Raw genomic sequence first — 12,313 nt, forward strand, 5'->3', positions numbered from 1 at the left:
ACATAGTCCACTGGAACACGAGCCGGAGGCAGGTAAGATTGAAGGGCCTGACCCCGGAGGAGTTCCGGAATCAGGCCCTCGCGGCCTAGTCGCTATTTAGGGCGTCCAAGATTTGGGACGCAGTTCAAGTGCGCAGCGGGGGCTTCCGACATGTCCGAGGACGATTGTGGGGCTAACGGGCAGGGGCCCGCCGAACCAAGTTAGGCAGCCGGGCAGATCTTCTTGAAGAGCTCGATGACGTCGTCGAGCGTCGCCTCGCGCGGGTTACCCGGGAAGCAGGCGTCAGCCATGGCGTCCTTGGCCAGGACCTCGATCTCGTCAGCCTTCATGGCCTCGCAGACGTGCGGGATGTTCACGTCGGCAGAGAGCTGCTTGACGGCGGCGATGGCGGCGTCGGCGGCCTCGTCGGTGCTCATGCCCGTGGTGTCAACGCCCATGGCGACGGCAACCTTGGCCAGACGCTCGGCGCAAACCGGCTTGTTGAACTCCATGGCGATCGGCAGCAGCATGGCGCAAGCGACGCCGTGCGGGGTATCGTAGTGAGCGGACAGGGTGTGGGCCATGGCGTGATCGATGCCCAAGCCGACATTGGAGAAGCCCATGCCGGCGACATACTGGCCAAGAGCCATGCCCTCGCGGCCGGAGCCGGGCTGGCCGGACTTGGCCTCGGCGACGGAGTCGCGCAGGTTCTCGCTGATCAGCTTAATAGCCTCAAAGTGGAACATGTCGGAGAGCTCCCAAGCGCCCTTGGTGGTGTAGCCCTCGATGGCGTGGGTCAGGGCGTCCATGCCAGTGGAAGCGGTAAGGCCGGCGGGCATGGAAGCCATCATGTCGGGGTCGACGACGGCGACCTCGGGGGCGTCGTTGGTGTCGACGCACACGAACTTGCGGACCTTCTCGGGGTCGGTGATGACGTAGTTGATGGTCACCTCAGCAGCGGTACCGGCGGTCGTCGGCACGGCGATAGTGAACACGGCATGGTTCTTGGTGGGAGCAACGCCCTCGAGGCTGCGGACATCGGCGAACTCAGGGTTGTTGATGATGATGCCGATGGCCTTGGCGGTGTCCATGGAAGAGCCGCCACCGATGGTCACGATAGCGTCAGCCTCGGCGGCCTTGAAGGCCTCGACGCCGTCCTTGACGTTCTGGATGGTGGGGTTGGGCTTGATCTCGGAGTAGAGGCTCCAAGCGATGCCGGCGGCGTCGAGCTCGTCGGTCACCTTAGAGGTAACGCCAAACTTGACCAGGTCGGGATCAGAGCAGACGAAGATCTTCTTGTAGCCGCGACGCTGGAGCTCGCCGGGGATCTCCTTGATGGCGCCGGAACCATGATAAGAGATGGTATTGAGAACGAAACGATTAGCCATTGATAGCCTCCTATCGTGTGCGGGGCACCCATTACGCCCCGCGCTATGAGTCCCATCCTAACGCTTTTGTAACAAAAAACACGCGAGAACATCAAAAGTGTTAAAGCGTTTCAACATATGATGAAAAATAATGCGGCGAAGGGACAGCCCCTTTGCCGCATTCGGTTACTTTCGGCAGCCCTCTTTCCAAGCCTCGGCCGCAACCTTCCAGCGTAAGCGCAAGTCGCGCTCGCGGTCGATGAACATGATGGCAAACGCGACAAACAGCAGCAAGCTCGCCACGACGATGGCGTGCAGGCCCATGCGCTCAATGCACCAGTTGCCCAACACGGCGCCAAACACAAAGGTAAAGATCACGCCAAAGTACAGCAGGCCGTTTTCCAAAAAGCCGCGCCTGTGGGTGATGATGTAATCATCCACGTTTTGTAGCGCGTTGCGCAAGTTGCCGATGCACATGGTCGTAGCGATGCCGTGACCGTGGATCTTGCGGAAGCTCTCTACCTGCATACCGCAGGCAAACGAAGTGAGGCAGTTGGCGAGCAGGTTGTAACCGCCGCCCGGGATAAAGCTCACGCCCAGCAAGATAACGGCTTCAAAAAACACCGTCACCTGGCGCCAGTGAATCACACTGCCAAACCGCTCGTGAACCAGGTCGGCAAGCATAATACCCACAGCAAACGACACCACAGGGAAGAAGTAGCGCCCCGCCAGCGCCCAGTTGCCCTCCGAGATGCTCACGCCCACGAGCAGGATATTGCCCGTCTGCGCGTTTGCGAAAACATGATCGCGCCCAATGTACGAATAAACGTCCATAAAGCCACCGGCGAGCGCCAAGATGATGCCCAGCTCGATGGACTCCGATATCTGTTTGGCACGCTGCATCGTCGTGCATCCTCCTTGTTGACGACTCTCTCGTGCGTTGGCGGAAACATAGCCGCCGTTCATACTGTAACCCATTGACAACATGGCATGCGCGCGAGACGGGCTCCCCAACGCGCAGATACACAGTCTGGAAACAAACGGCACCCGCATCGATACGCCGATCCGCCAACCCATGTACTCCACCAGTCTTTTTAGCCCCGTCCCAAAAAGACTGGTTACAATTACGTGCAGCATACAAACACCGGGAGGGATCGTGGCAAAAAAGCCTCAGCACGCTCAGAACAACCAGCGCAGTCAGCAGGGCAAACAGGGCCAGCAGCAAAAGCGCGGCGGTAAGGCGCAGGCCACGGTCGCCCGCACCAAGCATTCCCAAGCGACGCCCGCCCGCCCCTGGCGTCCGGGCCGCGATAAGTTTCTCCCCGTCAGTCGCGCCGACATGGATGCGCGCGGCTGGGACCAGTGCGACTTTGTCTACATCTGCGGCGACGCCTACGTGGACCATCCCAGCTTTGGCATGGCCATCGTCAGCCGCGTGCTCGACGCGCACGGCTACAAAGTGGGCATTATCTGTCAGCCCGACTGGACCGACCCCGCCAGCATCACCGTGCTCGGCGAGCCGCGCCTGGGCTTTCTCGTCAGTGCCGGCAACATGGACTCCATGGTCAACCACTACTCGGTGACCAAGCATCGTCGCCACACCGATGCCTACACCCCTGGCGGTAAAGAGGGGCACCGCCCCAACCGCGCCGTCACGGTCTACGGCAACCTCATCCGCCAAACGTTCAAGGACGCGCCCATCATCATCGGCGGCATCGAGGCGAGCCTGCGTCGTCTGGCCCACTACGACTACTGGCAGGACAAGCTCAAGCGCTCGGTACTGCTCGACTCGGGCGCCGACATCCTCATCTACGGCATGGGCGAGCACGCGATCGTCGAGATCGCCGACGCGCTCGACGCGGGACTGCCCGTCGATCAGATCACCTATATCAACGGCACCGTCTACCGTACCAACTCGCTCGACGAGGTCTACGACTACGACCTGCTGCCCAGCTGGGACGACCTTGCTGCCGACAAGCTCAACTACGCCCGCAGCTTTAACGTGCAGCAGCAGAACATGGATCCCATCACCGGGCATCGCCTGGTAGAACCCTACCCCAACAGCGTCTATGTGGTGCAAAACCCGCCGTCGGCGACACTCACCACCGACGAGATGGACGAGGTCGCCGAACTCCCCTACGCACGCGATTGGCACCCCGACTACGACGCCGCGGGCGGCGTGCCGGCCTTTGCCGAGATCAAGTTTTCCATCAGCTCTAACCGCGGCTGCTTTGGCGAGTGCTCGTTTTGCGCGCTCACCTTCCACCAGGGCCGCGTGCTGCAGATGCGCAGCCACGACTCGATCATGCGCGAGGCCGAGCTGCTCACGCGCGATCCCGAGTTTAAGGGCTACATCAACGACGTTGGCGGACCGACGGCTAACTTTAGCCGCCCGGCCTGTGACAAGCAGCTCAAGCACGGCGTGTGCAAGAACAAGCGCTGCCTATGGCCGAGCGTGTGCAAGAACATGGTGGTCGACGAAAGCGGCTACACGCAGCTGTTGCGCGATCTGCGCCAGTTGCCGGGCGTCAAAAAGGTCTTCGTCCGCAGCGGCATCCGCTTTGACTACACCATGGCCGACGCCTCGGACGAGTTTTTGCGCGAGCTGTTGGAGCACCATGTCTCGGGCCAGCTACGCGTGGCACCCGAGCACGTGAGCGATGCGGTGCTCTCCGTAATGGGCAAACCGAGCCGCGCCGTCTACGATGCGTTCTGTCGTAAATTTGAACGCTTGAACCGCGAATACGGACTCAAGCAGTACGTAGTACCGTATCTGATCTCGAGCCACCCCGGCTCGACGATGAAGGAAGCGGTGGAGCTTGCCGAGGCTGTGCGCGACATGGGCTACATGCCCGAGCAGGTACAGGACTTCTACCCCACCCCGTCCACGATGAGCACCTGCATGTACTACACCGGCGTTGACCCGCGCACCATGCAGTCGATCTATGTGGCGCGCGACCCGCACGAGAAGGCTATGCAGCGCGCGCTCATCCAATATCGCAAGCCCGAGAACTACAAGCTCGTGCGCGAGGCACTGGAAAAGGCTGGCCGTCGCGATCTGATCGGCTACACCAAGCATTGCCTGATTCGCCCCGTGCCGCCACGCCCGGGCGAGACCTCTGCCGGCGGCGGGCATGGCACCGGCAAGAAGGGCGGCAAGGCCCACGGTGGCGCCGGCAAGGGCCCCAAGGGCAGCAAGGGGCACGGCGGCATGTCGCGTGCGCAGAACACCGCCGGCCGCAACCGTGCAGCTCAGGGGCGTCAGGGCGCCAACGGAGGCGGACGCCGCAATTAGGGCAGCGGTGCTGTCGCTATGCCCATCTCGCATGCGTGGCGCAGTGAGCGCATCGCCTCCACGAGGATGATGCCGGCGATGGTGACCGTGATTACCACGTCGAACGGCGTGTTCACAAACCAGAGCAACGTCATGAGATACGACCCGGCATTAAAGGCAAAGTGTAGCAGGATCGTGTAGCGGAGCTTCCCGGTCGTCACGAGCACCCAGCCAAAAATGAGGCCGGCAGCGCCCGCATAGCAGCCCTGCACCCAGTTCATGTGCATAAAACCGAAGATCGCCGCCTGCAGCACGACCGCCGCGGCGATACCCCACGTGCTCGGGGCCGCCCAGGGCACCATGGCGCCGTCCTGCGCGTTCGCGCGGCGCCGGCGTTTCCAGAGCGGACGGCACTGCGGGTTAAACGCTCGGAGCGAAAACTCAAAAATGATACCGCGCACCAGCAGTTCCTCGCAAAACGGAGCGCCGAGCACCGTGGTCAGGACGGCCAGATAGCTCGTGTCGCCCATGCCCGTCTCCTCGACAAGCTCGCTGTAATCGGCCGCCGCCTCGGGCAACAGCGACAGCACGGCGTCGGTCACGTAGCCAACGACCACCTGCAGGGCAAGGCCGATCACGATAACGCAGGCGATGCGCCTCCATGCTTTGCCTGCTCCCCCGCCAAGCGGGCGCTCGCCCTGCCAGCGCACCATAAACGAGCGCGGCCACAGATAACGCCACCACAGCAGCGCCATCAAAAACGATACCGTCTGCGCGACGGCCTGAAGCAATTGAATGTCGAGGTCATCGATTGAAAAACCCATGAACACCGATGCGACGCCAAGGGCGGAGAACAAAACGACGCTCAGGGCTATATCGGCAGCGACGACGCCAAAACAGGCAAGCGCCCAAATCATCGCATTGAGCATGCCAACCTCCTCAAAACCGTTCCCTAGTTCTACCACAACTCGGCAGAGAGCTGATCCCATGGGGATGGAGGAAAACGGATCACTTATTGATGAGAATCAGGCGCAGTGCCAAAGGCCCCGTTGGGCGAAATGTCGAACGGGAAGGTGCCGCAGCGATTGAACGCGGCGATAAACATGCGGATGGCGTTGGACGGCGTGGTGCCCACGAGCTGAGTTGCCGCCGCGAAGGCCGCCTTTTCCTCGGGCAAGACCTTCGCGACAACCGGGGTCATGTGTTCTGCCATGGCGCTTCCTTTTTGAAACGACGGTGGTGCGGATAGATGCGGGCCACGCGGCTGGGCGACGGACTGTGAAGGCAACCCGATTGGCCCGCATCCTGAGTTTGTTTCTACGGCATTGGTATTACTTGGTATTCCTAAGTATTACCCCGCAGATAGAATACCACACCCGCCCCATGGGGACGGAGAAAAACGGATTATTATGTTGCTGAGTAAGTATTTAGAGCGTGATGATGTCCGAGATATTGAGGGCCCGAGCGTCAGCGGCATCGTGTGTGGCGAGTAGGAGCGTGCGACCGTCGAGCAGATCGAGCACGACCTCGGCCGTCGCATCGCGCGCGACGACATCCAGGCCGGTAAAGGGCTCGTCCAGAATCACCGCGCCGCCCGGGCACAGCAGTGCTCGGGCAATCTCGACGCGACGACGCTGCCCACCCGAGAGCTCGGCCACGCGAGCATGCAAATCGACCCCCGGCACCAACAGGCGCAGCAGGGCCGCGGCACCCGAGGCGTCCACGCGCGCGTCGGCGCACACCAGCACGTTTTCCAAAGCCGAAACGTCCTCAACCAAGCGCACGTCCTGAAACACCATGGAGCACGGCGCGCACTCCCCCGCAGCCAGCGCAAGCAACGTCGACTTGCCCACACCCGAGGCGCCCATCACGCAGGCGCGCCCACCGGCGGGCACACGGAGTGTCAGTCCGTCGAGCGCCGGAGCCCAGGGCGCCCGCTCGCCCACGGCGAGCGCAAGCTCCGCCGCAGCGCCGCCCCCGGCAGCCCCCGCACGCCCGCGAGCGCCGCGCCCATGCGCCCGCACGGCCACGCGCCACGCCACGGGTCCCGAAACCCACAGCAGCCACACCAGCACGCGCTCACACGCCCACGAGACGGCAACGACCAGCACGGTCCACGCCAGCAGATCAGCCGTCTCGATCAAAAGCTTCGCCTGATAGATGCGCTCACCCACGGTGCCCACCGCCATGCCGATGAGCTCGGCTGCCACGCCGGCCTTCCAGCTCATGCCAATCACGGCACGCGCACACGAAAGCACAAACGGCAGGACTTCGCGCCAGGTATGGGCGCAAAACAGTCGCCAGCCGCGCACGCCATGCAGACGGAACATCTGCTCCAGCGGTTTATTCACCTGTGCCAAGCCCTCGGCCAGCGAAAAATACACGCCCGGCAGCGCCATCAAAAAGACTGCCGCGATGCTCACGCGCGCCGACCCCAGCCAGATTAGCAACAGGACCACCACGCAGGCGACCGGTGTCGCCTTTACAAACGACAGCGCCGGAGCCACCAGGTGCGCAAACGCCCGCGAACGTGACGAAATCCCGGCAAGCACACCACCACACACCGCGGCAAGCGCCAGCCCGCCCAGTATCCGCGCGCCCGAGCCCGCCAAAATCGCCCAGGTACCGCCATCGCACACCAGGCGCAGAAGCGCCAAGGCAACAGCACCCGGCCCCGGCAAGATCAGCGGCTGCGCCACCAGCGACGCCGCAAAGATCCACACGGCAAGCCAAAAGGCGGCGACGGCACCTGCTGCCGCCACCGCCTTCATACGCTCTGTCATTTGTCGAGCAAACGCACGCACGGGCTACTCCAAGTAGCAGAAATCGTCAGCCGGAAGTTTACCACCCACGGCACTCGCGTCCGCGTCGGACAGCACCTGCAGATACCCGCTAAGTGCCGCCTTCATATCCTTGCCCGTCTGGCAGACAAGCATGCACCCGGGAATCGCCTTCTCGGCGATCTTGGCATTGTCCACGATGCCGGCATCGACCACGGCCTGCGCCCAGTCTGACGGCGCCGCATTGACAGCCTTCACGCTCGCCTCGTGGCAGCTCAGGAATTCCGCCACGGCCTCGGGATGTTCCTCGGCAAACGCGCGGCGCACCACGGTCACACCCGTCAGCAAGCGCGAGCCCGTGTCTCCTGCCAGCTCGTCCCACACATCGGTCAGGCTCACCGGTGCCGACAGCTTGCCCTCGCTCTTGGCGATAGCAGCGGTCTTGAACGGCTCCGGCAGCACGCCCACGGCAGACGGATCGGCAAGCAACGCCGACAGCACCTCGGTGGGCTCGCTCTTAAACTCGAGCGTCACCTGGCCGGTCAGGCCCGCGCGCTCCAGCAGGTAGTTCATGACGTACTCCGTCATGACGTACTCCGGCGTCGTGCCCTTGCCCGTCATGTAGACGGTGCGACCCGCCAGGTCGCCAAACGAGGCCACACTCGCATCGCCCGTCACAACGTTCAGCACGCCCAGCGTGTTGATGTCGATGACCTGCACCGCGCCCTCGGTCTTGTTGTAGAGCGCGCTCGCCACGTTGGCTGGCACCAGGGCAATGTCGATATCGCCCTGAATGACCTTGGGCACGATCTCGTCGGCGGCGGTGTTGATCGCAAAGTCGAACTCGTTGTCCGTCTCGCCGCTCGCCGCCTGGTCCATAAACCTCACCAGACCGATCGACGTCGGGCCCTTGAGCGAGGCGACGTGCACCTCGACCGGCCCCGCGGCGCCCGCAGCCCCGCCGGCAGCCGAGCCCGCGGCGGACCCGGCACCGGCAGACCCGCCACCACAGCCAACCAGCGCAAGCGACAACGCACCCGCGGCAAGCGCCGAGGCAAACCCCCGGCGCGTCATCTCAACAGTAAACGCGCGCATCGTTAGCACGTCCCTTCGTTAGGCATCGTCCATGCGTGATGGTCGGTGTGCAGCAGCTCCTCGGCCAGCGGCGAGAGTGGCTCGCCCAAGAACTCGCGGTAGCACGCCTGGACATCGGGATTCTCGTGCGAGAAGCGAATGTCCGCAGCGGCATCCAGGCCCCACAGCACCTGGCCGCGCTCAGCTGCCAGCTCGCAGCCGTCGTGGATGGGCTGACCGCCGCCACCGACGCAGCCGCCAGGACACGCCATGACCTCGACAAAGTCATAGCTCACGCAACCGTCGCGAATCGCGTCGAGCAGGCGGGCGGCATTGCCCAGTCCGTGCGCCACGGCGACGCGCACCCTGGTGCCCTCGATATCGGCCACTGCTTCCTTCCAGCCGTCCAGACCGCGCACGTCGGTGAAGAAGTCGGCGTCGGGGTTCTTGCCCGTCACCAGGTAATAGGCCGAGCGCACGGCGGCCTCCATCACGCCGCCCGTGGCGCCAAAGATCACACCCGCGCCCGTGCCAAAGCCCAGCGGCGTATCAAGCGGCTCCTCGGTAAGCGTGTCCACGCTCACGTGGCTCGCGCGGATCATGCGCACCATCTCGCGCACCGTCAGTGCAACGTCCACGTCGGGCGCGCCGCCCTCGCCCATCATGCTCGGCAGCGCACGCTCGGCCTTCTTGGCCGTGCACGGCATAACGGACACCACGAACAGACGCTCGGGCTCCACGCCCAGCACCTTGGCGTAGTAGGTCTTGGCGATGGCGCCGAACATCTGCTGCGGCGACTTTGACGTGGACAGGCTGTCGACAAACTCGGGGTAACGTGCCTTCACAAAGCGTACCCAGCCCGGGCAGCAGCTCGTGAACATGGGCCAGCCGTGGGTGTCGCCCTCGCCCTTGACGGCCTTCCCTAGGCGCTCGAGCAGTTCGGAGCCCTCCTCCATAATGGTGAGGTCGGCCGAGAAATCGGTGTCGAACACGTACTCAAAGCCAACGCGGCGCAGGGCGCAAGCCAGGCGCTCAACGGTGGCCTCCTCGCGCGGAATGCCGAGCTCCTCGCCCCAGGCGCTACGCACGGCCGGCGCAATCTGCACCAGTACGATCTTGTCGGGATCGGCGATGGCGTCGAACACGGTCTCGGTATCGTCACGCTCGCGCAGGGCGCCCGTCGGGCAATGCGTGATGCACTGACCGCACGCGACGCAATCGGTCTTGCCGATCGGCGCACGCCCGCGGGTGCCCACGGCGGTATGCGTGGCGCGGTTGGTCAGGTCCCAAATCCCTAAGCCCTGCACGCTCTCGCACACCTTGATGCAGCGCATGCATTTGATGCACTTGTCGTTATCGCGGATGATGGGGAAATCGAAGTCCCAGCCCTCGCGCGCCAGGTGCTGCTCGTACGGCAGATAGAAGATACCCAGGTCGTTGGCGATGGTCTGCAGGTTGCAGTTACCACTGCGCACGCAGCTCGTACAGCGCGAGTCGTGCTGGGACAGCAGCAGCTGCACGTTGGTGCGACGCGCCTCGCGGGCCTTGGGGCTGTTGGTGTGGACCACCATGCCGTCGAGCACGTAGTTGTTGCAGGCGGCAACCAGCTGGTCGCAGCCCTCAACCTCGACCACGCATACGCGGCAGCCGCCGATCTCGTTTAGATCGCGCAGGTAGCACAGGGTGGGAATCTGGATGCTGACGGACTTGGCCGCATCCAGGATCGTGGTGTGCTCGGGAACCACGACCTCGCAATTATCGATAGTGAGCTTGACCATGTTATGCGCTCCGTTTTCGGTGTTGTCGCTGACGGTGGTGTTGTTGGGCTCTACCATTCCAGGTTCCTCCCTCCGCGGAACGCGCCAAAGCCAAAGTGATCGCAACGCAGGCAGCGGCTCGCCTCCTGGCGCGCCTCCTGCTCGGTGAGACCCTGCTCGACCAGATCCCAATCGTGAATACGCTCGCCGGCCTCGCGCTCGCCCAGCTCGCAGCGGCCGCACTCATGCTTGCCCTTAAACTGGACGGTCGGCAGCTCGACCTCGAGCTTGATCTTGTGGTCAAAGCCCAGGTAGCGGTCGATATTTGCCGAAGCCACGCGGCCGGCGTTGATGGCACGGATGACGGTGGCGGGACCGGTCTGGCAGTCACCGCCGCTAAAGAGGCCATCGAAGTTGGGCACGGCGCCATCCGAATCGGTGACCACGCAGCCCCACTTACAAGCGATGCCCATGTCCTCAAACGGCCTGGAATCGATGTCCTGGCCAATGGCCACAAACACGCGCTCGCAGGGAATGACGCGCTCGGGCGTGGCGGCGGCACGCGGGGCCGGACGCCCACGACGGGGCTCGCCGATAATCTGCGGCTGCACGCGCAGGCCACTCACGCGACCTTCCTCGCCCGTCTCGATAGCGAGCGGGGCGGTCAACTCCAGCACCTCGCAGCCCTCGGCCTGGGCGCCGGCGATCTCGGCGTCCTGGGCCGTCATGTCGCAGATGCGACGGCGGTAGACGATGCTCACCTTTTCGGCACGGCAGCGCACGGCGGAGCGCGCCACGTCCATGGCCACGTTGCCGCCGCCGATGACGCACACGCGCTGGCCGCTCAGGTCGGGCAGCTCGTCGTCGCCGATGGCGCGCAGCATCTTGACGGCCGACTCCACGCCGAGCGCTTCCTCGCCCGGAAGGCCGAGCTTCTTATCGCTGTGGGCGCCAATGGCCAGGTAGACGGCATCGAACTCGTCGCGCAGGCGGGCAAGTTCCTCGCCGTTGACGGAGTGATCGAGCTCAACGTCGATGCCGGCGCTCAAGATCCAGTCGATCTCGGCCTGCAGGCGCTCGCGCGGCAGACGATAGCTGGGGATGCCATAGCGCAGCATGCCGCCCAGGTGGTGGCGCTGCTCAAAGATGGTCACCTTATGGCCCATCACGGCCAGGTAGTAGGCGCAGGAAAGGCCGGCCGGGCCGCCGCCGATCACGGCGACGCGCTTGCCGGTGTTGTCCACTACATGCGGCTTGTGGTCGTTGAGGTCACTGTGCTCGACGGCAAAACGCTTGAGGGCGAGGATGTTCATGGGGTCGTCGACCATGCCACGGCGGCAGTGCATCTCGCAGGGATGCTCGCACACCAGGCCGCAGACGAGCGGCAGCGGATTGTTCTTGCGGATGACCTTGACGGCGTCGGCATAGCGGCCGGCCTCGACCAGCGAAATGTACCCGGGAATGTCGACGTGCGCCGGGCAGCCCGAAACGCACGGGACGCGGGCCTCGCGGTCAAAGCCGCAGGAGTGCTCGCGGATGTGATGCTCAAAATCGTCGCGGAAGCCGCGAATGGCCGTGAGTGCCATGGCGCCAGCTTCGTAGCCGATGGCGCAGTCGCTCGAAAGGTAGATGGTGCGGGCGGTGCGCTCAATCAAGTTGAGCGTGGACTCGTCGGCGCGGCCCTCGAGCACATCGGCGAGCAGGTCGCTCAGCGCGCTCAGGCCCACGCGGCAGGGCGTGCACTTGCCGCAGCTCTGGGTGGAGCACAGATTGACGAGCGCTGCCGTAAACTCAACGGGGCACGGGGCGAGCGAACTCACCGCCAGACGGCGTCCGAGCGCATCGTGCAGGTCGTCCATGACGGCCTGAGCGTGGCTGCGTTCCATTACGTGCAGTCGAGCCATAAGATCCCCTCTCACATGGCAGCCCGGAGGCGAGGCCGGGCGAAGTTGCTACACGCACAACACTGACCTAAAAAGTTGTTAGGTCTCCATGCAGTTCGGCAGGCGGTATGAAATGTCACCCTCGGCGGTGAAATAGAACATTACTGCAGATAAATGCCATATTTGGTAAAACGCGTTA

Annotated in this window: 9 protein-coding genes; 1 reads left to right on the plus strand and 8 read right to left on the minus strand. The window is 63.7% G+C overall.

Features of this window, described 5'->3' with window-relative positions:
* Positions 1-200 precede the first annotated feature (200 nt).
* Entirely contained in the window at positions 201-1,367 is a 1,167-nt protein-coding gene (gene fucO / locus AAAT03_RS08540; protein WP_161194836.1) for a lactaldehyde reductase, read from the minus strand.
* A gap of 165 nt (positions 1,368-1,532) precedes the next feature.
* Positions 1,533-2,249, minus strand: a complete 717-nt coding sequence (locus tag AAAT03_RS08545; RefSeq protein WP_118377270.1) for a YoaK family protein — start codon at positions 2,247-2,249, stop codon at positions 1,533-1,535.
* A 253-nt stretch (positions 2,250-2,502) separates the two neighbouring features.
* Here AAAT03_RS08545 and AAAT03_RS08550 point away from each other — a divergent pair, with 253 nt between their 5' ends.
* Positions 2,503-4,641: a YgiQ family radical SAM protein gene (locus AAAT03_RS08550; protein ID WP_271739411.1), complete on the plus strand. Its 2,139-nt coding sequence runs from the start codon at positions 2,503-2,505 to the stop codon at positions 4,639-4,641.
* On the opposite strand, the gene AAAT03_RS08555 is transcribed toward AAAT03_RS08550, so the two are convergent.
* The 6 genes from AAAT03_RS08555 to AAAT03_RS08580 form a co-directional block, all read right to left on the minus strand.
* Complete coding sequence (locus AAAT03_RS08555; protein ID WP_349103106.1) at positions 4,638-5,549, minus strand: type II CAAX endopeptidase family protein; 912 nt, start codon at positions 5,547-5,549, stop codon at positions 4,638-4,640. The two genes, AAAT03_RS08550 and AAAT03_RS08555, sit on opposite strands and share 4 nt — an antisense overlap.
* A gap of 83 nt (positions 5,550-5,632) precedes the next feature.
* Positions 5,633-5,833 carry a hypothetical protein gene (locus AAAT03_RS08560; RefSeq protein WP_117583961.1) on the minus strand — a complete coding sequence of 67 codons (201 nt, stop codon included), beginning with the start codon at positions 5,831-5,833 and terminating at the stop codon, positions 5,633-5,635.
* A 214-nt stretch (positions 5,834-6,047) separates the two neighbouring features.
* Positions 6,048-7,424: an ATP-binding cassette domain-containing protein gene (locus AAAT03_RS08565; protein ID WP_349103107.1), complete on the minus strand. Its 1,377-nt coding sequence runs from the start codon at positions 7,422-7,424 to the stop codon at positions 6,048-6,050.
* Positions 7,425-7,427: 3 nt separating this feature from the next.
* Positions 7,428-8,495, minus strand: a complete 1,068-nt coding sequence (locus AAAT03_RS08570) for an ABC transporter substrate-binding protein (RefSeq protein WP_349103108.1) — start codon at positions 8,493-8,495, stop codon at positions 7,428-7,430.
* Between the two features lie 2 nt (positions 8,496-8,497).
* Positions 8,498-10,252, minus strand: coding sequence for a [FeFe] hydrogenase, group A (locus tag AAAT03_RS08575; protein WP_161194838.1), 1,755 nt, complete (start codon positions 10,250-10,252; stop codon positions 8,498-8,500).
* 50 nt (positions 10,253-10,302) lie between these two features.
* On the minus strand, positions 10,303-12,135 hold the full coding sequence (locus AAAT03_RS08580) for an NAD(P)-binding protein (RefSeq protein WP_161156351.1): 1,833 nt from the start codon (positions 12,133-12,135) through the stop codon (positions 10,303-10,305).
* Positions 12,136-12,313: the final 178 nt, after the last annotated feature.

Source organism: Collinsella sp. CLA-AA-H167 (genome assembly GCF_040095305.1).
GTDB lineage: Bacteria > Actinomycetota > Coriobacteriia > Coriobacteriales > Coriobacteriaceae > Collinsella.